19 protein-coding genes and 1 pseudogene are annotated in these 20,578 nt (G+C 71.3%); 9 read left to right on the top strand and 11 right to left on the bottom strand.

The features are described 5' to 3' along the window. The first annotated feature begins 78 nt into the window (after positions 1-78). Complete coding sequence (locus tag ACIBK9_RS37600) at positions 79-363, top strand: DUF4235 domain-containing protein (protein WP_352324039.1); 285 nt, start codon at positions 79-81, stop codon at positions 361-363. Here ACIBK9_RS37600 and ACIBK9_RS37595 read toward each other — a convergent pair. Genes ACIBK9_RS37595 through ACIBK9_RS37585 form a run of 3 tightly spaced genes read right to left on the bottom strand, consistent with a single transcriptional unit; the run spans position 296 to position 4,233 of the window. Next, a complete protein-coding gene (locus ACIBK9_RS37595; protein WP_397163505.1) occupies positions 296-1,729 on the bottom strand; it encodes a trehalose-6-phosphate synthase in 1,434 nt (477 codons plus the stop codon). The two genes, ACIBK9_RS37600 and ACIBK9_RS37595, sit on opposite strands and share 68 nt — an antisense overlap. Positions 1,730-1,738: 9 nt before the next feature. Continuing rightward, positions 1,739-3,289 carry an FAD-dependent monooxygenase gene (locus tag ACIBK9_RS37590; protein WP_387663938.1) on the bottom strand — a complete coding sequence of 517 codons (1,551 nt, stop codon included), beginning with the start codon at positions 3,287-3,289 and terminating at the stop codon, positions 1,739-1,741. Further along, positions 3,286-4,233, bottom strand: a complete 948-nt coding sequence (locus tag ACIBK9_RS37585; protein ID WP_352359151.1) for an MBL fold metallo-hydrolase — start codon at positions 4,231-4,233, stop codon at positions 3,286-3,288. The genes ACIBK9_RS37590 and ACIBK9_RS37585 overlap by 4 nt, the downstream gene beginning before the upstream one ends. Before the next feature lie 174 nt (positions 4,234-4,407). On the opposite strand from ACIBK9_RS37585, the gene paaI reads away from it, so the two are divergent. Together paaI and paaK are read left to right on the top strand one after the other, a co-directional pair. Next, entirely contained in the window at positions 4,408-4,776 is a 369-nt protein-coding gene (gene paaI / locus ACIBK9_RS37580) for a hydroxyphenylacetyl-CoA thioesterase PaaI (protein ID WP_387665278.1), read from the top strand. Further along, positions 4,773-6,072, top strand: a pseudogene (gene paaK / locus ACIBK9_RS37575) (phenylacetate--CoA ligase PaaK). Before paaI ends, paaK begins: the two are co-directional and overlap by 4 nt. 16 nt (positions 6,073-6,088) lie before the next feature. On the opposite strand, the gene ACIBK9_RS37570 reads toward paaK, so the two are convergent. The 4 genes from ACIBK9_RS37570 to ACIBK9_RS37555 form a co-directional block, all read right to left on the bottom strand. Beyond that, a complete protein-coding gene (locus ACIBK9_RS37570) occupies positions 6,089-6,898 on the bottom strand; it encodes a hypothetical protein (protein WP_358284617.1) in 810 nt (269 codons plus the stop codon). A 94-nt stretch (positions 6,899-6,992) separates the two neighbouring features. Further along, a complete protein-coding gene (locus ACIBK9_RS37565) occupies positions 6,993-7,292 on the bottom strand; it encodes a DUF4193 domain-containing protein (protein WP_352324238.1) in 300 nt (99 codons plus the stop codon). Positions 7,293-7,632: 340 nt separating this feature from the next. Further along, positions 7,633-8,901: a sensor histidine kinase gene (locus ACIBK9_RS37560; protein ID WP_397163545.1), complete on the bottom strand. Its 1,269-nt coding sequence runs from the start codon at positions 8,899-8,901 to the stop codon at positions 7,633-7,635. A 38-nt stretch (positions 8,902-8,939) separates the two neighbouring features. After that, on the bottom strand, positions 8,940-9,593 hold the full coding sequence (locus tag ACIBK9_RS37555) for a response regulator transcription factor (protein WP_349451511.1): 654 nt from the start codon (positions 9,591-9,593) through the stop codon (positions 8,940-8,942). A 223-nt stretch (positions 9,594-9,816) separates the two neighbouring features. Between ACIBK9_RS37555 and ACIBK9_RS37550 the strand changes: the two genes are divergently transcribed. After that, complete coding sequence (locus tag ACIBK9_RS37550; protein WP_352324241.1) at positions 9,817-9,981, top strand: hypothetical protein; 165 nt, start codon at positions 9,817-9,819, stop codon at positions 9,979-9,981. Between the two features lie 63 nt (positions 9,982-10,044). Here the strand turns inward: ACIBK9_RS37550 and ACIBK9_RS37545 are convergent, their stop codons facing one another. Further along, positions 10,045-10,833, bottom strand: coding sequence for an inositol monophosphatase family protein (locus ACIBK9_RS37545; RefSeq protein ID WP_397163504.1), 789 nt, complete (start codon positions 10,831-10,833; stop codon positions 10,045-10,047). Continuing rightward, positions 10,833-12,809, bottom strand: coding sequence for a prolyl oligopeptidase family serine peptidase (locus ACIBK9_RS37540; RefSeq protein ID WP_397163503.1), 1,977 nt, complete (start codon positions 12,807-12,809; stop codon positions 10,833-10,835). The genes ACIBK9_RS37545 and ACIBK9_RS37540 overlap by 1 nt, the downstream gene beginning before the upstream one ends. A 107-nt stretch (positions 12,810-12,916) precedes the next feature. Between ACIBK9_RS37540 and ACIBK9_RS37535 the strand changes: the two genes are divergently transcribed. Further along, positions 12,917-13,876 (top strand): ferrochelatase, encoded by a 960-nt coding sequence (locus ACIBK9_RS37535; RefSeq protein WP_397163501.1) that lies wholly within the window; start codon positions 12,917-12,919, stop codon positions 13,874-13,876. On the opposite strand, the gene ACIBK9_RS37530 is transcribed toward ACIBK9_RS37535, so the two are convergent. After that, entirely contained in the window at positions 13,867-15,054 is a 1,188-nt protein-coding gene (locus ACIBK9_RS37530; RefSeq protein ID WP_358284604.1) for a lytic transglycosylase domain-containing protein, read from the bottom strand. The two genes, ACIBK9_RS37535 and ACIBK9_RS37530, sit on opposite strands and share 10 nt — an antisense overlap. Positions 15,055-15,197: 143 nt before the next feature. On the opposite strand from ACIBK9_RS37530, the gene ACIBK9_RS37525 reads away from it, so the two are divergent. The 3 genes from ACIBK9_RS37525 to ACIBK9_RS37515 are packed head-to-tail and all read left to right on the top strand — an operon-like array spanning position 15,198 to position 18,449. After that, positions 15,198-16,349 (top strand): MFS transporter, encoded by a 1,152-nt coding sequence (locus ACIBK9_RS37525; protein ID WP_397163499.1) that lies wholly within the window; start codon positions 15,198-15,200, stop codon positions 16,347-16,349. Between the two features lie 55 nt (positions 16,350-16,404). Continuing rightward, entirely contained in the window at positions 16,405-17,127 is a 723-nt protein-coding gene (locus ACIBK9_RS37520) for a polysaccharide deacetylase family protein (protein WP_397163497.1), read from the top strand. A gap of 44 nt (positions 17,128-17,171) precedes the next feature. Then, entirely contained in the window at positions 17,172-18,449 is a 1,278-nt protein-coding gene (locus ACIBK9_RS37515) for a D-arabinono-1,4-lactone oxidase (protein WP_397163495.1), read from the top strand. Here the strand turns inward: ACIBK9_RS37515 and ACIBK9_RS37510 are convergent. After that, complete coding sequence (locus tag ACIBK9_RS37510) at positions 18,446-19,393, bottom strand: hypothetical protein (protein WP_397163493.1); 948 nt, start codon at positions 19,391-19,393, stop codon at positions 18,446-18,448. The two genes, ACIBK9_RS37515 and ACIBK9_RS37510, sit on opposite strands and share 4 nt — an antisense overlap. A gap of 113 nt (positions 19,394-19,506) precedes the next feature. On the opposite strand from ACIBK9_RS37510, the gene ACIBK9_RS37505 reads away from it, so the two are divergent. Then, positions 19,507-20,481, top strand: coding sequence for a S8 family serine peptidase (locus ACIBK9_RS37505; RefSeq protein ID WP_397163492.1), 975 nt, complete (start codon positions 19,507-19,509; stop codon positions 20,479-20,481). Positions 20,482-20,578: the final 97 nt, after the last annotated feature.

Genomic DNA, 20,578 nt, shown 5'->3' with positions numbered 1-20,578 from the left:
TGCCTCCTTATGGTACGGCTTCGGGGGCCCGGCAAGCGTTAGAGGCTAGTGTTCGTTACATAGGGGAAGGGAGTTGGCATGGCGGAGGACAAACCCGACATCGCCTGGCGCGTCATCGGTGGTCTGGTGGGCATGGCGACCGCCTGGGGGATGAGGAAGCTCCTCGGGTTCGTCTGGGTCAAGGCGACCGGCAAGGAGCCGCCCCTCGACGACGACTCGCCCGAGGTGAGCATGGGTGAGGCGATCGGTTACGCGATCCTCACCGGCGTCGGGATGTCCGTGGCGCAGATCGTGGTCAACCGGACCGCCAAGAAGCGCTACGACGCATGGAAGTCTGTGAAGCAGGTGACTCAAGGGCACTGAGGAACTCGCTCGCCCAGCGGTCCACGTCGTAGGTGGCCACCCGGCGGCGCATCGTGCGCATCCGCCGGGCCAGCTCGTGCGGCGTGGCCCGCATGGCGGCGATCATCTGCCGCTTGACGTCCTCGATGTCGTACGGGTTCACCAGGTACGCCTGCCGCAGCTCGTCGGCCGCTCCGGTGAACTCGCTGAGCACCAGCGCGCCGTGCAGGTCGTGGTGGCAGGAGATGTACTCCTTGGCCACCAGGTTCATCCCGTCGCGCAGGGGCGTGACGACCATGACGTCGGCCGCCAGGTAGAGCGCGGCCAGCTCGTCGTGGCCGTAGGACTGGTGGAAGTACTGGATCGGCTGCACCCCGATCTGGGCGTGCTCGCCGTTGATCCGGCCCACCTGCAGCTCGATGTCGTCGCGCAGCTTGCGGTACTCGTCCACGCGCTCGCGGCTCGGGGTCGCGATCTGCACGAAGACCGCCTCGTTCGGGCGCAGGCTGCCGTCCTTGAGCAGCTCGCCGAACGCCTCCAGACGCTGGCCGATGCCCTTGGTGTAGTCGAGCCGGTCCACGCCGAGCAGCACGTGCTCGGGATCGCCCAGCTCGCCCCTGATCTCCTTGGCCCGCGCCACCACGTGCGGCTCGCGCACCAGCGAGTCGAGCTGCCCGAAGTCCACCGAGATCGGGAACGCCTGCGTGGTCACCACCCGGTCGTCCAGGAAGATCTCGTTCCCCTTGTACGGCAGCCCGAGCAGCCGCCGGCACAGCCTGCGGAAGTTCGAGGCGCCGCCGGGCAGCTGGAAGCCGACCAGGTCGGCGCCGAGCAGCCCCTCGACCAGCTCCTTGCGCCAGGGCAGCCGCCAGAACAGCTCGACGGGCGGGAAGGGGATGTGCAGGAAGAAGCCGATCCGCAGGTCGGGCCGCAGCCGCCGGAGCATCGCGGGCACGAGCTGGAGCTGGTAGTCCTGCACCCAGACGACGGCCCCCTCCTCGGCGGCCTCGGCGGCGGCCGCGGCGAAGCGCTCGTTGACCGAACGGTAGGTCTCCCACATCTCCCGCTCGAACACCGGCGGCGCCACCACGTCGTGGTAGAGCGGCCAGAGCGTGGCGTTGGAGAAACCCTCGTAGTAGAGCTCGACCTCGCGGGCCGACAGCGGGATGGGGATGAGGCTCATGCCGTCCTGCTCGAACGGTTCGAGCTTCTCGTCCGGCGCGCCGTGCCAACCGGCCCAGGCGCCGTGGCGGCGCTTCATCACGGGCGCTATGGCCGTCACGAGCCCCCCCGGGCTCCTGCGCCACGAGGCCGTTCCGTCTGGCTCGATCGTGCGATCGACCGGCAAGCGGTTCGCGACGATCAGAAACGAGCTACGGCCGGTCACGCAGTCCTCCTAGGGCTCAGGTCGAGGAGAGCCGCAGGCGCGGCTCACGGCGGCCGCGACCTCGTCCGGCCCCCCGCGGGGAATGATCGCGGCGATGTGGGCATCTGGCCTGATCACCCATGCTTCATCCGGCCGCGCACCGAGTCTTTCGGCGAGCGAGCCGGTCGCATCCATCTCCGTGAGCTCGCGGACGGCGAGCGGTGCCGTAATGACCTTGCCCAGGACCTGCACAAACAAACTCGAATCGCACATATCGCCCAACAGAATGAGGAAACCGTCCCGGCAGAACTCGCGCAGTCTGCCCTTCGCCAGCGGCACGTCCGGCAGGATCACTCCGGGGGCCGGATCGCACAGCGCGCCCTTCGGCGGACGCCCCCCGAACGGCCGGCCCGGCTCGGGCGTGGTGAGCGGCGAGTCCACGTACCAGTAGGGCTCGGCGAAGCGCCCGGAGTCCACCTCGGCGACCAGGCCGGCCTCCAGCACCTCCCGCCGCCTGGCCCGGTCCCGGTCCGTCCGCGGCGCGAGGAAGCGCATGGTGGCGGCGGTCACCTCCAGGTTCTCCCGCGCCGCCGCGTGCCGCTCGGCGTGGTAGGACTCCAGCAGCTCCGGCCCGGCCCAGCCGTTGAGCGCGAAGGCCAGCTTCCAGGCCGCGTTCTCGGCGTCGGGCACGCCGGAGTTGAGCCCCCGGGCCCCGAAGGGCGCCACCAGATGGGCGCAGTCGCCCGCCAGCAGCACCCGTCCGACCCGCATCCGCGAGGCGATGCGCGAGTGGAACCGGTACGTGCTGTGCCAGATCAGCTCGTACGGCCGATCCCCGATGATTTGCTGGATTTTCTGCGAAATATCGTCTCTTGTTGGGATGAAGTCCGGCGCGATCTGCCAATCGATCCGGTACGTCCCGTTGGGGCAGGGATGGATGAGGACCTGCCGGCCCGGGTTCCACACGGGGTCGAAGTAGAAGCGCCGCTCGTTCTCCCAGCCGGGCAGATCCGCCCGGATGTCGCAGATCAGGAACTGGTCGTCGAACGCCTCACCGTCGAAGGAGACGCCGAGCGACCGGCGTACCTGCTGGGCCCTGGCGCCCGCGCAGACCAGCACGTAGGGGGCGCGCAGCAGCCGCTGCCCGCACTGGACCTCCACCCCCGCCGGGTCCTGGACCAGCCCGGTGACCTCGTGGCCCCAGCGCACCTCGATGAGCGGCTGGTCGGCGATGACCTCGTCGAGCAGCTGCTCCGTGCGGGCCTGGGAGATGTTCACGCACGGCGGCAGCGGGCCCTGGCCGTCGAAGGACCAGGAGAACAGCTCGCGGTCGCGGTAGTACGTGCGGGCGGTGGTCCAGGCCAGCCCCTCCTCCGCCACCCGGCCCGCGCCCGCCGCGGCCCAGATGTCGAGCACGTCGCGCTGCTGGCAGATCGACTTCGATCCGCCGCCGTCGCGGGCCTGCCGCCGGTCCAGCACCAGCACCCGGATGCCCCAGCGGGCCAGCAGCAACGCGGCGGTCTGGCCGACCGGGCCCGCGCCGACGACGATGACCTGCGGCACGGACTCCGCGGGCCTCATGACTGGAGCTCGTCCCACACTTCGCGGTCGCGCTCGGCGGTCCAGACGCGCGGCCGTTCGACGCCGTGGAGCTCGTCCCAGAGGCGGGAGACGTTGAAGGGCAGGCAGTGCTCGAAGATGGGCCAGCCGCCGTAGCGCGGCCGCAGGGCCCGGTGGGTGCGCTCGAACGCCTCCTTCAGCCCGCTCGCCGCGCCGACCTCGCGCAGCATCACGGTGAGGAAGTCGCGGCTCTGGGCGATGGCCGCCTCGACCTCGGCCTTGCCGTGGGCCACCGCTCCCCTGCCGCCGACCAGCGTCTCGGCCCCGAACGAGGCGACGCGGTCGAGCGTGCCGGAGGCCCATTCGCGGTGGAAGGCGTCGCCGGTGTAGAGCGCGGCCTGCGACTCGACCAGGTCGCCGGCGAACAGGATGCGCCGGTCGGGCAGCCAGGCCACCAGGTCGCCCTCGGTGTGGCCGCGTCCGCAGTGGGCCAGCACCAGGTCGCCCCTGCCGCCGCCGAGGTCGATGGTGAAGGTGTCGCTGAAGGTGGCGGTGGGCCAGGTCAGGCCGGGGATCGAGCCGGGATCCTTGAACAGGCGGGGCATCCGGGCGTACTCGCTGGCCCAGTCCTGCTCGCCGCGCTCGGCGATCAGCTCGCGGGTCTTGTCGTGGGCCACGACGACGTCCGCGCCGAACGCCGAGGCGCCCAGCACGCGGACCGCGTGGTAGTGCGAGAGCACGAGGTACCTGACCGGTTTGCCGGTGTGCTCGCGCAGCCTGGCCAGCCAGTCGCCGGCGGCCGTGGGCGTGGCCAGGGCCTCGAAGCAGACCAGGAAGTCCTCGCCCTCGATCGCGCCCACGTTGGGATCGCCCTCGGCGGTGAGCGCGTAGACGCCTTCCGCCAGCACCTCAAGGGACTGCCGCTTCTCACCGAGATCCGCCGACGAGGCGAACGGCTTGATCATCGTCTCTCCTCACGCGCTGAGGCCGACCCGCTGACGAACCAGGACATACCCCACAGACGGCCCTTGCAGCTGCGCTGCGCCGGCCCTCCCTTGACAGTGCTCGGCAGGACGGGGAAGTGTTTACCGAACATTCGGTCAGTAAGCAAGGGAGACCAGTTGGAGAGCGCGCGTCGCATGCTGGACGCCGACACCGCCTCCGCCGCCCTGGGCATCGAGCTGGTGGAGCTGGCCGAGGGGCGCGCGGTGTGCCGGATGGCCGTGACCGGCCAGATGATCAACGGACACGCCATCTGCCACGGCGGCTACGTCTTCCTCCTGGCCGACACCGCCTTCGCCTGCGCGTGCAACACGCGGGGCCCGGTCACCGTGGCGGCCGGGGCCGAGATCACCTTCGTCGCCCCCGCCCACGAGGGTGACGTGCTGGTGGCCGAGGCGGCCGAGCGCACCACCTACGGCCGCAGCGGCATCTACGACATCACCGTGCGCGGGTCCGGCGGCCGGGTGGTCGCGGAGTTCCGCGGGCGCAGCAGGGAGCTGAGATGAGGCCCTTCCCGCCGCCGTCCCCCGAGGAGCTCGACCCGGTCGAGCGCGTCTCCAGGGACGAGCTCATGGCCCTGCAACTGCAGCGCCTGCGCTGGACGCTGTCCCACGCCTACGACAACGTGCCGCTCTACCGGCGCAAGTTCGACGAGCACGGCGTCCGTCCCGGCGACTGCCGGAGCCTGGACGACCTCGCGCTCTTCCCGTTCACCACCAAGGAGGACCTGCGCGAGTCGTACCCGTTCGGCATGTTCGCCGTGCCGCGCGAGCGGGTGGCGCGCGTCCACGCCTCCTCGGGCACGACGGGCAAGCCCACGGTCGTCGGGTACACCAAGGCCGACCTCGACGTCTGGGCGCGGGTGATGGCCCGGTCGATCCGGGCGTCCGGCGGGCGTCCGGGCGACGTGGTGCACGTGGCGTACGGCTACGGGCTGTTCACCGGCGGTCTCGGCGCCCACTACGGGGCCGAGCGGCTGGGCTGCACGGTGGTGCCGGTCTCCGGCGGCATGACGGCCCGGCAGGTCCAGCTCATCACCGACCTGCGGCCCAGGGTCATCATGGTCACGCCGTCGTACCTGCTGGCGCTGCTCGACGAGTTCGCCGCCCAGGGCCTCGACCCGCGCGAGAGCTCGCTGGAGATCGGCATCTTCGGCGCCGAGCCCTGGACCGAGCGCATGCGCGCCGAGATCGAGGAGCGCTTCGACCTGCACGCCGTCGACATCTACGGGCTGTCGGAGGTCATGGGCCCCGGCGTGGCCAACGAGTGCGTCGAGACCAAGGACGGCCTGCACGTCTGGGAGGACCACTTCTATCCCGAGACCGTCGACCCGTTCACCGGCGAGCCCGCCCCCCGACGGCGGCGAGCTGGTGTTCACCAGCCTCACCAAGGAGGCCATGCCGGTCATCCGCTACCGCACCCGCGACCTGACCCGGTTGCTGCCCGGCACGGCCAGGCCCGCCTTCCGCCGGATGGAGAAGGTCACCGGCCGCACCGACGACATGATCATCCTGCGCGGCGTGAACGTGTTCCCGACCCAGATCGAGGAGCTCGTGCTGCGCGTGCCCGGCCTGTCGCCGCACTTCCAGCTGCACCTGACCCGGCCGGACCGGCTCGACGTGCTCACCGTCAGGGTCGAGGCGCGGCCGGGCGCGACCGGCCGCGAGGAGGCCGGGCGCGCGCTGCGGCACGCGGTCAAGGCAGGCGTCGGCGTGAGCGTCGAGGTCGAGGTGGTGGACCCCGAGACGCTGGAGCGGTCGGTGGGCAAGCTCAAGCGCGTGGTGGACAGCCGGGACGTCTGACCTCGCGGCCGCCCGGCTACGGCGTCAGCTCGTCACGGGGGTCGGGCGGCGGCAACGACGGGCCCTTGAGGCGCAGGTCGGCGCGGATGGCCTTGCCGAGCTTGCCGGTCGCGCCGCGGTTGAGCGCGCCGCCGGCGACGGCTCCGGTGAGGAAGGGGCCGAACGTGGTCAGATGGCGCCCGAGCGTGCGCATGAGACGGTTGCGAAGAGCAGCCTTGGACGCGGCTCCGAGCGCCAGCGAGACGGACGCGGGGGCGAGGGGGTCGATCCCGCGCTGCTTGGCCCAGGCGGAGGCGAAGGCGAAGGCGCGCTGCGTGCCGTTGCCCTGGACGCGGACGCCGTAAACCTCGTGCAGCTCGGCCAGAAGCTTGACCTCGATCGCGGCGACGACGATGGTCTCCGCGACGAGCTGCGCGGGCGCGGAGAGCAGGAGGGGTGGTGCGGCGAACTGGGCCGCCGCCAGTGCTCCGCCGATGGCTCCGACCGTCATCGTGGCCTTCTGGGCGGTGCGCACCAGGTCGTCGGCGAGCTCCTCGCCGGTGAGGCCGTGATGATGCTCGGACAGCGTCGACAGGTCGCGGATGGGGATGCGGGGCGCGATGTTGAGGAAGACGTCGGCCAGCCAGCGGCCGCGGCCTGCGCCGCTCTCGCGGGCCTTCTTCGCCCCTGCGGCCAGGGACCTGGCTAGTCGGCCGAGCAGTCTGCGCCGCTCGGCCGGCTCCAGCTCACCGGGCGCGGTGAGCCGCACAACGAGCTCGCCGACCTCCTTGTCGGGGTCGGCGATCCCGTCGTCCGTCTGTTGCTTGTCCTTCTCGGGCTCGGCCAACGCGATGCCTCCGTCCTCTTGGTCGCGACCGCTCAGGGTAGGCGGGCTCGGTCATGCCTTGGGTCCCTCACCCTGAGCTCCTTCGCTCCAGCGGTCAGGCGGCGCACTCCCGGCAGATCTGCTGGCCGTTCTTCTCGGAGGCCAGCTGGCTGCGGTGGTGCACCAGGAAGCAGCGCGAGCAGGTGAACTCGTCGGCCTGACGGGGAATCACCCGCAGGGAGAGCTCTTCGTTCGACAGATCCGCGCCGGGCAGCTCCAGCGACTCGGCGAGGTCGGTCTCGTCGATGTCGATGCTGCCGGACGACTTGTCGGTACGCCGTGCCTGGAGCTCTTGGAGGCTGTCCTCCCCCAGGTCGTCGTCTGTCTTTCGCGGGCTGTCGTAGTCGGTAGCCATTGTGCTTACTCCATCCCCCTCATCTATATGTCTTCGCGCTCATCGCGCGTCTTCTAACGTCCGGGAGGCCCATCTTGTGCCCGTTCCGTCGGGGAGATTTTCCATCGGTACCCCGCGCGAACGGACAACGAACCTCCCAACACGACAGGGCCTGCTGCCGACGGCAATGGTTAGCCAAATATGGCGAAACCCACAGCCTTGGCGTCATGCACGACCGTGTTCGACGGCACATCCAACCACATGTACGGCGAGAACGAGACGCCCCCACTACATCAACACGCGGACGAACACCCCTGAACGTCACCCGTCGGCGCCCCATGGACCACTCAAGGACGCTCGGTCAACGCGTCGGAAGCCGAATCGTCACCACAAGTCCTCCGCCATCACGCGGCACCGCGGTCACGTTTCCACCGTGTGCCTGCACCACCGCACGGACGATGGACAGCCCCAGACCCGATCCCTTGGCCGATTCCACGCGGTCGGCGTGGAGCCTCCTGAACGGCTCGAACAGGCTGTTCACCTCGTACGCCGGGACGTGCTGCCCCGTGTTGGCCACCTGAACAACCAGCCCCCCGTCTGCCATTCCCGTCCGGATCCAGACTTTTCCGTTTTCGGGAAGGTTGTACTTCACGGCGTTCTCCAGCAGGTTGCTGACCGACCGCTCCAGAAGCACCGGGTCGCCCACGGTAGGCGCGCTGACCAGTTCGGCCACAACGGTCACGCCGTGTTCGGCGGCGAAGGGCGCGAGCTGTTCCACGGCCGTCTGCGCCACTTCCTGAACGTCGAGCGGTTTGCGCACCGCGAGTTCTCGTTCGCTCCTGGCGAGCAACAGCAGTCCCTCGATGAGCTTCTCGTTACGCGCGTTGACTTCCAGCAGCGTGCGGCCGAGCGCTTTGAGGTCCTCGGACGCCTCCGGATCCGACAACGCGATCTCCAGGACCGTCCGGTTAATCGTCAACGGCGTGCGCAATTCGTGGGAGGCGTTGGCCACGAATCTGCGCTGGGTGTCGAAGGCGATGTTGAGCCGGGTGAGCATGGCGTCGAAGGTGTCGGCCAGCTCCTTCAGCTCGTCGTTGGGGCCGCGCAGGGCGATGCGCTGGTGGGCGAGCGTGCTCTCCGAGAGCTTGCGGGCCGCGCTGGTCATCTGGGTGACCGGCCGCAGCGCCCGGTCGGCCACGAAGTAGCCGATGATGAGCGCGAGGATGCCGACCCCGGCCAGCGCCATGAAGGAGCTGGTGAACAGCGCGTCGCGCGCGCTGCTGACGGCCCGCCCCTTGGCCAGGGTCCACCGGTTCTGCATGATGGCGGCGTCGAGCGGGTCGAGGTCGTCGGTGATCAGGTCGGGCCAGGCGTTCTCGATCGATTTGCCGACGATCGAGTAGACGACGAACAGCAGCACCGCCGCGGCGGCGAACACCAGAGCGCTGTAGGTGAGCGTGAGCCGCCACCGGATGCTCACCTTGGCCGGCAGCCCCCTGACCCGTTCCAGGGTGCTGCGGGCGGGCGTCTCGGAGCCGGGCGGGGGCGGGCCGTCCCAGGCCGGCGGCCCGCTCGGGGGTGGCGCCTCCTGCACGCGCGTCGCCTTCCTGGCCGAATGGGGGCTGATCATCGGATGCGTCGGCCCCGCCCCGCGCTCTGGCCGTTCGCTCACAACTTGTACCCAACCCCGGGCACGGTCTCGATCACCTGAGGCTCGCCCAGCTTCTTCCGCAGCGTCATCATGGTCACCCGGACGACGTTGGTGAACGGGTCGATGTTCTCGTCCCACGCCTTGTCCAGCAGGTCCTCCTGGCTGACCACCGCGCCCTCGGCGCGCATCAGCTCCTCCAGGACCGCGAACTCCTTCTTGGTGAGCACGATCTCCTTGCCGTCGCGCTCGACCAGCCGCTTGCCCGGGTCGAGGCGGATCCCGGCCCGCTCCAGCACGGGCGGCAGGGCGGGCGCCGAACGCCGCCCGAGCGCGCGCACCCGGGCCACCAGCTCGATGAACACGAACGGCTTGGCCAGGTAGTCGTCGGCACCGAGGCCGAGCCCCTCCACCTTGTCGTCCACGTCGCCGGAGGCGGTCAGCATGAGGATCCGCGAGGCCGAGCGCTGCTCGACCAGCCGGCGGCACACCTCGTCGCCGTGCACGACCGGCAGGTCGCGGTCGAGCACGATCACGTCGTAGTCGATGTAGGAGGTGCGCTCAAGGGCGCCGCCGCCGTCGTAGGCGACGTCGACGGCCATGGCCTCACGCCGCAGCCCGGTCGCGATCGCGTCGGCGAGCACCCGCTCATCCTCGACAACCAGCACTCGCACGCCTGGTACACCCTCTTTCCGGTTCCGGTGTCTCATTCTGCCTACAGGCTCGATAAGCGCACGGTAAGGCATGTCCAGGGGTGTGCCGGGCAGGGGCCGCACAAATTCATGTTTCAGAGGGCGATAACCCGGGGTATGCCGTCGGGACACCCATTGCCCGGACATCCAGTGGCAATGGTTCCCTTCGCCCCGCACGGATCGAACCCCTGAGAGAGTAGGTGAGATGGGCGAGTTCACCACCACGATCGAACGCCGCCTCGACCAGGCTTACAAGAGCCTCTCCGAGGCCCGCAGCACCGGCGACGACTACCTCGCCGACACCCTCACCGCCGAGATCGAGGACCTGCGCCGCCTGGCCGACGATCACGGCGTCCCGCTGCCGCGCTAGACATACGCGTGCGACGGCCGGGGCCCGCCGGGCCCCGGCCGTCCTGTCATGCCCGCGGCCCCGTCAGGAGTCGCGTTCGGGGTCCAGCGGCACGAGCAGGTCGTGCAGCTCCTCGAACAGGCCGGGAGCCGCGCACAGCGCGAACTCCGGGCCGACCGGCCGGCCGCGCAGACCGCCGAGCCGGGCTCCCGCCTCGGTCGCCACCAGCCCGGCCGCGGCGTGGTCCCACGCGTTCGTGCCGCGCTCGTAGTACGCGTCCACCCGGCCCGCCGCCACCGAGCACAGGTCGATGGCGCACGAGCCGCCGCGCCGGATGTCGCGCACCCGCGGCAGCACCGCCGCCACGACCCGTCCCTGCACCTCGCGGCGCGGCGCGGAGTAGCCGAACCCGGTCGCGACCAGCGCCCGGGCCAGCGGCACCCCGCTGTTGCAGCGCAGCCGCGCGCCGCCCAGCCAGGCTCCCTCGCCGAGCGCGGCGGTGAACACCTCGCCCCGCGCCGGCACGTTGACGACCCCCGCCACGACCCGCCCGGCCACCTCGACGGCGATGGACACCGCCCAGTCGGGCAGGCCGTACAGGAAGTTGACGGTGCCGTCGACGGGATCGACGATCCACCGCACGTCGGACGCGCCCGGCGCCTCGCCGCCCTCCTCGCCCAGGAACCGGTCGTCCGGACGGACCGCCAGGACGCGCTCGCGGATCAGCTCCTCCGACGCCTTGTCCAGGATGGTGACGACGTCCGTGGGGCTGGACTTGGTCTCGACGTCCTCCGACATCGTGGGCCGCTTGGCCAGGAGCATGTCCCCGGCCTCGCGGGCGACGTCCTCGGCCAGCCGCAGGAAGTCGGTCATCAGGCCACCGAGTCCGGGCGCTTCCACTCCTCGCCGAGCACGTGCTGGGCGAGGAAGGCGAGCACGGTCTCGTACCAGGCGACGATGTTGCCCGGCTTGAGGATCCAGTGGTTCTCGTCGGGGAAGTACAGGAACTTCGACTCGACGTCGGTGCGCTGCAGGTCCCACCACAGGCGCAGGGACTCGCCGATCGGCACCCGGTAGTCCTTGTCGCCGTGGATGACGAGCATCGGGGTGGTGATCTTGCCGAGCCCCAGGTGCGGGGAGAGCTGGTCGTAGCGCTCCGAGCCGGGCTCGCCGAACTCGCGCTGCCAGTACAGCGAGGAGTCGGTGGTGCCGGCGAACTGGTCGAGGTTCCACAGCGCGGCGTGGGTGACGATGGCCTGGTAGCGGTCGGTGTGCCCGGCCAGCCAGTTGGCCATGTAGCCGCCGAACGAGCCGCCCATCGCCGCCACGCGCTCGTCGTCGATGTCGTCCCTGGCCAGGGCGACGTCCACGATGGCGTCGAGGTCGGCCTGGGTGCGCGGGCCCCAGGCGCCCCAGCCACGGTCGATCATCTCCTGGCCGTAGCCGGTGGACAGGCAGGGGTCGGGCATGAGGACGGCGTACCCGCGCTGCGCCATGATCCACGACTGCCAGCGCCACTGCCAGTCGTTCCAGGACGCGACCGGGCCGCCGTGGATCCACAGCAGGAACGGCGCCGGGTTGTCGGCCGAGGCGCCCTCGGGCAGCACGAGCCAGCCGCGCACGGTCGCGCCGTCGTCGGCGGTGGCCGAGATCTCGGTCAGCGTGCCCGGCACCTCGGGGCGCGGGGCCGGCGAGGGCAGGTCGGCGATCTCGCCGGTGGCCGCGTCGATCCTGGCGGGGGCGGGGGCGAGGGCGATGTTGCTGCGCAGGGCGTAGACGTACGCGCCGTCGGCGCTCGCGTTGACCCCGAGGTAGGCGGCGTCGTCGCCGGTGAGCCTGGTGTGCTCGCCGTCCAGCGGGACGCGGAAGACCGGGCGGCGGCCCTGGTGGTCGGCGACGAGGTAGAGGGCCGAGGAGTCGGGGGCCCAGGCGAGGTCCATCGGGAACAGGTCGGGGGCGTAGGCCCGGCCCTCGCCGGTGGCCAGGTCGGCGATCCACAGCTCCACGCGGACGGAGACGTCCGTGCTCGTGATGCGCTCGCGCGCGCAGGCCACCCGCGTGCCGTCGGGCGAGACGGCGATCGGGCCGCCGAAGTCGTGCGCCTCGTCGGTGAGCAGGGTGCGCCGCTCGCCGGTGGCCACGTCGATGGCGACCAGGTCCGTACGGCTGTCGCCGCCGGACAGGTACCTGCGCCAGGTGACGATCACGGTGGAGCCGTCGGGGGTGAGCTCGAAGGCGGCCTCGCGCAGCGCCTCGCCCGCGTCGGGGGTCAGCTCGCGCACGTCCTCCAGGCGGTCGGCGCCGAGCCGGCCGGTGAACAGCCGGGTGCGGGCCGGGCCGAGGTCGTGGTCCCAGTAGCGGACCGGGTAGCCCTCGTGCAGGATCGCGCTGGTCCCGGCGTCCTTGCGGGCCTTGCGCCGCTCCTCCTCGGTCGACTCGTCGCCGTCGAGCACGTCGGAGGCGAACACCACCACGTCGCCCGCCGTGCGCGCGGCGCCGATGCCGCCGGGGCGGGTGGCGATCTGGCGGGCCTCGCCGCCGGCGCGCGGCAGCAGCCACAGCGCGGGCACCTCGTCGGTCGCGTCCTTGACGGTGGTGTCGGGGCGCGCGGAGGTGAACAGCACGTCCCCGGCGTCGGTGAAGACGGCGGCCGTCTCGCCCTTGGCGGAACGGGTCAGACGGTACGGCTCGCCGTCGAGGGGGATCGCCCAGAGCGCGGTGCCGTACGACTTTCCGTCCGGATTGAGGGCCTGCACGGCCGAGATCAGACGGGAGCCGTCAGGCGAGAGCTTCAGGGAGAGGACCCGGGGAATGGCCACATAGTCACGAATGTCATCGAATGCGCTCACTCGATCGAACCTACCTGGTCACCGGCGCTCCGCGGGCGACACCGCGCTCCGCGCCTCCGCACCCTCCCTCGGGCCGGACCGCCCGCTCTCCTGACTAGGCTTGACACGTGGCTGATTACGACGCTCTGCTCGTCCTGTCGTTCGGCGGCCCCGAGGGTCCCGACGACGTGCTGCCGTTCCTGGAGAACGTCGTGCGGGGGCGCGGCGTGCCGCGCGAGCGGCTGCTCGCGGTGGCCGAGCACTACCAGGGCTTCGGCGGCGTCAGCCCGATCAACCAGCAGAACCGCGAGCTGGTCGAGGCGCTGGGCCCGGTCGCCGGCGTGCCGGTCTACTGGGGCAACCGCAACTGGCACCCCTTCGGCGAGGACACCGTGCGGCGGATGGCGGCCGACGGCGTGCGCCGGGCCGCCGTCTTCGCCACCTCGGCGTTCGCCGGGTATTCGAGCTGCCGCCAGTACTACGAGGACATCGCCAGGATCTCCGTCGAGGGCGGCCCCGAGCTGATCAAGATGCGGCACTTCGGCGACCATCCGGGGTTCGTCGCGGCGATGGCCGACCACACGCGCCAGGCGCTGGAGCGGCTGGGCCGCCAGGACGCCCGGCTGGTGTTCACCGCCCACAGCATCCCGGTGTCGATGGCCGAGACCGCCGGCCCCTCGGGCGGCCTGTACGAGTCCCAGCTCCGCCGCAGCGCCGAGCTGGTCAACCAGGCGCTGGGCCGCGACGAGCCGTGGCACCTGGTGTGGCAGTCGCGCAGCGGCCCCCCGCAGGTGCCGTGGCTGGAGCCCGACGTGTGCGACTTCCTGCGCAAGACGGACGCGGGCTCGGTCGTGCTGGTGCCGATCGGGTTCGTCTCCGACCACATGGAGGTCGTCTACGACCTCGACACCGAGGCCCGGCAGGTGGCCGCCGAGCTGGGCCTGCCGATGGAGCGCGCGGCGACGGCCGGCACCCATCCGGCGTTCGTGCGCATGGTCAGGGAGCTGATGGACGAGCCGGAGCCCGTCGCGTGCCCGCTCACCTGCTGCCCGCGCCCGGCCCGGCCCGGCGGGCGGCCTCAGGCGTAGGTGCGGGCGTACGCCTCGGCGATGCCCATGACCTTGTCCACGTAGTCCCACGAGTGGTTGTAGAACCAGATCGACTTGCGCAGCTTCGCGCCGCCCTTGCCCGCGCCGTTGGCGCACAGGTAGTTGGCGGCGCCGGGCACCGCGTCGTAGGGGCTCCAGATGTCGGCCTTGCCGTCGCCGTCGCCGTCCACGCCGTAGTGCTTCCAGGTGGCGGGCATGAACTGCATCGGCCCCAGGGCGCCCGCGCTGGAGGGGCCGTTGTTGCGGCCGTGGCTGCTCTCGACCTGGCCGATGGCCGCCAGCACCGTCCAGGACAGGCCGGGGCAGCGGGTGGCGGCGGCCTTGTAGAGGTCGAGGTAGCTGTTCGGGCGGCCGACGGTGACCGGCTGCTGTTGTTGTCGCTGCGGTTGCTGCTGCTGTTGCCGCTGGGTGCGGCTGGCCGCGTCGAGCACGACGACCTGCGCGCCCTTGCCGAGCAGCCGCCGCACGCCGGCCTCGGCGATCGTGCCCGGCTTGCCGTGCAGCAGCACCGCGACGCCCTTCGCGAAGCCGAGCGACCGGCCCACCTCCAGGCTGACCAGGCCGTCCACGCCGGAGAGCCCGAGCGTGGCCGAGGCCGCGACCCGGAGTCTCGGGCCGCCGTCCACCTGGTACATCGCGCCGAGGATCATGCCGTACCTGCGCGTCGTGCCGGCCTCGGCGACCAGCTCGCCCCTGGCCAGCGCGCTCCAGACGGCGGGCTGGTCGGCGACGGGCTGGGGCGTCCAGGAGCGGAAGTCGGCCGGGTCGACGGCCAGCAGGTTGAGCGAGGTGCCGGCGACCTTGACCGCGCCGGCGTCCACGACGGCGGCCTTCTGCACGTGCTTGAGCGCGCCCAGAGCGAGCCTGGTCCGCCGGGAGACCGTGGCGGGCGCGATCGCCAGCACGCGCGGCGGCGTCACGGTGACGCCCGGCCCGCCCTGGCCGAAATCCTTGACCGGTGCCGTCGTGGGTACGAGCTGGTCGAGGCGGGGAGCGGCCTCCGGAACCGCGCGGGTGATCGGCCTGCGCACCGGCTCCTGGGCCGTTCTGACCAGGTCATCGCCCATGAGCACGACGACTCCCCCGGCCACGGCGGTGACCACGAGCACGCCGAGCACCATGAGCAGGACCGCGCGGAGAGAGGGAAGACCGGACATCAGCCACACGTTAACCCACTCACCGGAAATATCACTTGCCATCCGGACAGACGGTGCGCCATCGTGGGGGCGCCAAGTAAGGGGGAAACAGCGTGGTCGGGCCTTACCGGGGATTGTTCAACGGGCCCGGAGTCAAAGGATTCGTGCTGGCCGGGTTCGTCGGCCGGATGCCGATGTCCATGCTCGGCATCGGCGTCGTGCTGCTGATCTCCACCGCCACCGGGTCCTTCGCCACCGCCGGCGCGGTCGGCGCCACCACCAACGTGGCCTTCGCGATCGCGGCGCCGCTGTCGGGGCGGCTGGTGGACAGGTTCGGCCAGAACCGGGTGATCGCCCCCTTCTCGGTGGTCAACGCGCTGGCGATGGCCGCGCTGATGCTCAGCGCCGCGCTCGGCCTGCCCGAGTGGACCCTGTACGTCTCCGGCCTGCTGATCGGCGCGTCCTCCCTGTCCATCGGGTCGATGGTGCGGGCCCGCTGGTCCACGATCCACGGCGGCACCGGGACGCTGCACACCGCCTTCGCCTTCGAGTCCGTGGCCGACGAGGTCGTCTTCGTCACCGGGCCCGCGCTCGTCACCGTGCTGGCCACCGCGATCAACCCGTACGCGGGGCTGCTGGTGGCGCTGGTGTGCATGCTCGGCGGCTGCCTGGCCCTGGCGGCGCAGCGGCGTACGCAGCCACCCGTGCAACCGGTCAGGACGGCCGGCGGCACGCCCATCCTGATCCCCGGCATCGCCCTGCTGGCGTGCGTCTACCTCGGGCTCGGCGCGGTGTTCGGCTCGGTGGACCTGATCATGGTCGCCTTCGCCGAGGAGCACGGCGTGAAGGGCGCCTCGGGATTCCTGCTGGCGGCGTTCGCGGGCGGGTCGATGGTGTCGGGGCTGTGGTTCGGCTCGCGGGAGTGGCGGATCTCGCTGCGCGCCCGGTTCATCCGCGCGCTGGGCGTGTTCGTGGTGGGCCTGCTGCCGATCCTGCTCGTGGACGACCCGTGGATCATGGCCGCCGTGGCGTTCGTGGCCGGTCTGGCCATCTCGCCGACGCTCATCACCGGGTTCTCGCTCACCGAGCGGCTGGTCCCGCCGTCCCTGCTCACCGAGGGCATGGCCTGGATCTCCACCTCGATCGGGTTCGGCGTGGCGATCGGCGCGTGGGCGGGCGGGCAGCTCACCGACGCCTTCGGCGCGTCCAGCGCGTTCGGCTTCGCGGTGTGCGCGGCGCTCCTGGCGGCGGTCGTGGGCGTCGGAGGTTCGGGTTTGCTGAGACTTCCGGACACGCCTTCACCCCTGAAGAGCTGATCCGCTACGGTCGGGAGTTATCCCTCGCAACACCCATCACACCGGAAGCTTTGCTATGTCCCGACAAATCACTTCACTTCTAGCTATCGCGGCAGTTTGCGTCACCCTGGCTCCCGCGCCCGCGTTCGCCCAGACGCCGAAGAAGGCCGAGGTCGATTGCGAGCAGGTCAAGTGCATCGCGCTGACCTTCGACGACGGGCCCGGCCAGTACGCGGGCACCCTGCTGGACACCCTCAAGAAGTACGGCGCCAAGGCGACGTTCTTCCTGGAGGGCCAGTACGTGAACAGCCGCCCGGCCTTCGTCAAGCGCATGGTCACCGAGGGCCACGAGGTGGGCAACCACAGCTACAAGCACCCCGACTTCACCAAGATCGACGCCGGGGTCATCAGGAGCGAGATCAAGAAGACCCAGGACGCGGTCAAGAAGGCGGCGGGCGTCGAGCCCAAGCTGCTGCGCCCGCCGTACGGGCTGGCCGACATCCAGGTGTCGGACGTCGCGACCGAGTTCGGCATGCCCATGATCCTGTGGACGGCCGGCTCGCACGACTGGGACACCAAGGACGTCGAGGCCATCAAGAAGAAGACCCTTGAGGTGGCCGAGCGCGACGGCATCATCCTCATGCACGACTGGGTCAAGCAGACCGTGGACGCCATGCCCTCGATCGTCAAGTCGCTGCAGGCCAAGGGGTACCAGCTGGTCACGGTCTCCGACGTGATCAAGCAGCAGAACCTGCAGCCCGGTCAGATTTTCCCGGTTCCCGAAGGCTGGGAGAAGTGAGTATCGTTCACGTTTAATCGGAACGACGCTCGGAGGGGCGCCTCATGGTCTTCACTAACTGGGCCGGGAATCAGACGGGCGCCCCTGCCGAGGTGCGCACCCCCGCGAGCGTGGCGGACGTCGTCCAGGCCGTGCGGGACGCCTCGGCCGCCGGGCGCCGCCTGCGCATGGTCGGCACGGGCCACTCCTTCACCGGGGTGGCCCTCACCGACGGGATCATGCTGCGCCCCGAGGAGCTGAGCGGCATCAGGTCCGCCGGCGAGGACCGCGTCACGGTGCTGGCCGGCACGCCGCTCAAGGTGCTGAACGAGCTGCTCGACCAGCGCGGGCTGGCCCTGGCCAACATGGGCGACATCACCGAGCAGACCGTCGCCGGCGCGATCCAGACCGGCACCCACGGCACCGGGCGCGACAGCGGCGGCCTGGCCGACCAGGTCACCGAGCTGGAGCTGGTGCTCGCCGACGGCTCGGTCGCCACGGCCGTGCCCGGCGAGGACCTGTTCGACGCGGCCCGGGTCGGTCTCGGGGCGCTGGGCGTGCTGACGGCCGTGACGTTCCGGGTGGAGCCCGCGTTCCTGCTGCGCAACCGCCGGCGCAGGATGACGCTCACCGACATCCTCGCCTCGCTCGACTCGCTGACCTCGGCCAACGAGCACCTCGACTTCTTCTGGCTGCCGCACACCGACGCCTGCCTGGTCAAGACCAACAACAGGGACGCGGGCCCGGCCAGGCCGCCGAGCCCGTTCAAGCACTGGCTGGACAACGTGTTCCTGGAGAACACCGTCTTCGGCGCCGCCTGCGCCGTCGGCGGGCGGCGTCCGGCGCTGATCCCGCGGATCAACGCGATCAGCGCGGCGGCCCTCGGCGACTCGGAGGCGGTGGACACCTCGTACAAGGTGTTCACCGCCCGCCGGGACGTGCGGTTCCTGGAGATGGAGTACGCCGTACCGCGCGAGCACCTGGCCCAGGCGCTGCGCGAGACCCGCGACCTGATCGACAGGATGGACTGGAAGATCACCTTCCCCGTCGAGGTGCGCGTCACGCCGCCCAGCGACGCCTGGCTGTCCACCGCGTACGGCCGCGACTCGGCCTACGTCGCCTGCCACATCTACCGGCCCACGCCCAACCCCGCCTACTTCGAGGGCGTGGAGGAGATCATGAACCGGCTGGACGGCCGGCCGCACTGGGGCAAGATGCACACCCGGGACGCCGCGTACCTGCGCAAGGTCTACCCCCGCTTCGACGACTTCGTCGCGCTGCGCGACCGGCTGGACCCGCGCCGGGTGTTCACCAACGACTACCTCGACGTGGTGCTCGGCTAGCGCCCCTCCTGCTGCGCCGGCGGCTCGTCCGGCTGCGTCGTGGCCGGGGGCGCGCTGGACTGCTGCTCGCCCGGGTCGGGACGCTCCTGCTCCTCCTCGCCGGGCCCGGGCGTCTCGGGGACGGGCTCGACCGTGTCCGTGGGCGTGGGCGTCGGCGTGCCGCTCGGACTCGGCTCGCCGGTCCCGGAGGGCGGCGGAGTGCGCGGCGTGTCCGTGGGCGTCGGGGTGGGGGTCGGGGTCGGCGACTGCGTCGGACCGATCGGCCGGTCGTCGCGGTCCTGGCGGTCGTGCCCCTGATCCTTGACGGGGGCGCGCTGCTGCTCCTTCACCGTTGTCTGCCCGCCGGTGACCCGCTCGTGCAGCGTCCGGTGGTCGAATGCCTGGAAGGCGAGGATGCCGCCCATGCTGACCGCGAACACCAGCGCGGCCGCGACCGCCATCTTCAGCCACGGCAGCCCGCCGCGCCCGGCGGGCTCGACGACCGGCATGACCAGCGTGTCATGCCCCTGGCCGCCGCCTCCCCGGACGGCGTGCGCGGCGGTCTGCTCCCCTGCGGCCCTGGTGGCGTTCGCGGCGGTCTGCTCCCCTGCGGCCCTGGTGGCGTGCGCGGCGGTCCCTTCCCCTGCGGCCCTGGTGGCGTGCGCGGCGGTCTGCTCGCCCGCGGCCGGGGTGGCGTTCGCGGCGGCGGCGAGCAGGCCCTGCCCCTCCTCCTGCTCCTCGCGCCACGCGGACAGCGTGTGCTGCTTGACCCGGTCGCCGGTGCGCTTGAGATAGTGCGTATAGACGGCACTGGCCACCGTGCTCGCGATGCTGACCACGGCGGCACCGATCACGGTGCCCGCCACCCCGAGGTAGGAGGCGGCCACCGCGGCGGTGACGGCGGCGAGGGCGCTCCCGAGGATCTGTGGCACGCTCAGCTCGAACTTCCGCTGCTCGCCGGTCATCCCCCGGATCAGTCCCCTCTGGTCATGCGTACGGTAAAGAGCTTCCTCGTGAATAGACGCGAGCGCGTGTCCCGTTGTTCCTGTGACCTGCGCGACAGGCATCCTCGTAACTCGTGCCCCGACGATTCGGCCTACCCTCCGTCTACCTCGCCGCGGCCGTGGCGACGGCCGCGACGACCGCTGTCCCTCTCGCCATGACGCCCGCCTCCGGACTCGCCCTGCGCCCCTCGGCCTCCGAGCCCACCCGGCCCTACATCGTCACGGCCCGCAGCCGCGCGGACGCCCGGGACCTCGTCGCGGAGGTGAGATGGCGGGTACGGCGTTACTACACCGAGGCTCTGCCGGGTTTCGCCACCTTCCTCACCGTCGGCGAGCTGGCCGAGCTCAGATCCGATCGCCGGGTCCTGGCCGTCGAGCCCGACCGCGAGATCCACGCCATGCCCGGCGACGCGCCTGCCCCCGCCCCCGACATGGACGCCGACACGGACACCGACTCGGGCGCCGACTCGGGCGCGGGCACGACCGTGTTCGTCGTGGACACCGGCGTCGACGTCACCCGGGCCGAGTTCGGCGACCGGGCCTGGCGCGCCTTCGACGCCACCGGCGGCACCGGGCGCGACTGCGGCGGGCACGGCACGCGCGTGGCCAGGGCCGTCGCCTCGCGGGCGCCGGAGGCCAGGATCGCCTCGGTGCGGGTGCTCGGCTGCGCGGGGTCGGGCTCGCTGGCCGACGTGCTGGCCGGGCTCGACTGGATCCGGCGGCACGCGCGCGGCCCGTCCGTCGTCACGCTCGCCGCCGACGGGGCCGACTCGCCCGCGCTCGGCGCCGCCGTACGGTCGCTGGTGCGCTCGGGGGTGTTCGTCGTGGGCGCGGCCGACTCGGGCTGGTGCCAGGTTTCCTCCGGCGGGCAGGCGTTCTCGGCGGGCGCCCCGTACCTCGCCGCCGCCGCGGCGCGTCTTCTCGAACGCCGTCCCGACGCCGCCCCCTCCCTTGTCGCGAGTTCGCTGAAGTGCACAACAGCACGCGCCGCGATTCGCCAGAATCCGTCGAGGAGCTCTAACCTCCTCATGCACAGCGGCGGGCGTTAGAGGAAATGGAATCCACAAATGTGACCGGCGTCACATCGCCCCCGGGGCTTCCCAGGAAGGCGATGTTCGGACATGCCGGGTACGGTGCTGGCAGGCA

It is taken from the genome of Nonomuraea sp. NPDC050227 (assembly GCF_044459705.1).
Lineage (GTDB): Bacteria > Actinomycetota > Actinomycetes > Streptosporangiales > Streptosporangiaceae > Nonomuraea.
The sequence above is the reverse complement of the archived record's forward strand: the minus strand, read 5'-3'. Positions and strand labels throughout refer to the sequence as shown.

Coding starts and splice junctions, on each gene's coding strand:
- ACIBK9_RS37600 (WP_352324039.1), top strand. CDS start 79: ATGGCGGAGGACAAACCCGACATCGCCTGGCGCGTCATCGGTGGTCTG.
- ACIBK9_RS37590 (WP_387663938.1), bottom strand. CDS start 3,289: ATGAGGCCCGCGGAGTCCGTGCCGCAGGTCATCGTCGTCGGCGCGGGC.
- ACIBK9_RS37585 (WP_352359151.1), bottom strand. CDS start 4,233: ATGATCAAGCCGTTCGCCTCGTCGGCGGATCTCGGTGAGAAGCGGCAG.
- paaI (WP_387665278.1), top strand. CDS start 4,408: ATGCTGGACGCCGACACCGCCTCCGCCGCCCTGGGCATCGAGCTGGTG.
- ACIBK9_RS37565 (WP_352324238.1), bottom strand. CDS start 7,292: ATGGCTACCGACTACGACAGCCCGCGAAAGACAGACGACGACCTGGGG.
- ACIBK9_RS37560 (WP_397163545.1), bottom strand. CDS start 8,901: ATGATCAGCCCCCATTCGGCCAGGAAGGCGACGCGCGTGCAGGAGGCG.
- ACIBK9_RS37550 (WP_352324241.1), top strand. CDS start 9,817: ATGGGCGAGTTCACCACCACGATCGAACGCCGCCTCGACCAGGCTTAC.
- ACIBK9_RS37545 (WP_397163504.1), bottom strand. CDS start 10,833: ATGACCGACTTCCTGCGGCTGGCCGAGGACGTCGCCCGCGAGGCCGGG.
- ACIBK9_RS37530 (WP_358284604.1), bottom strand. CDS start 15,054: ATGTCCGGTCTTCCCTCTCTCCGCGCGGTCCTGCTCATGGTGCTCGGC.
- ACIBK9_RS37520 (WP_397163497.1), top strand. CDS start 16,405: ATGTCCCGACAAATCACTTCACTTCTAGCTATCGCGGCAGTTTGCGTC.
- ACIBK9_RS37515 (WP_397163495.1), top strand. CDS start 17,172: ATGGTCTTCACTAACTGGGCCGGGAATCAGACGGGCGCCCCTGCCGAG.
- ACIBK9_RS37510 (WP_397163493.1), bottom strand. CDS start 19,393: ATGACCGGCGAGCAGCGGAAGTTCGAGCTGAGCGTGCCACAGATCCTC.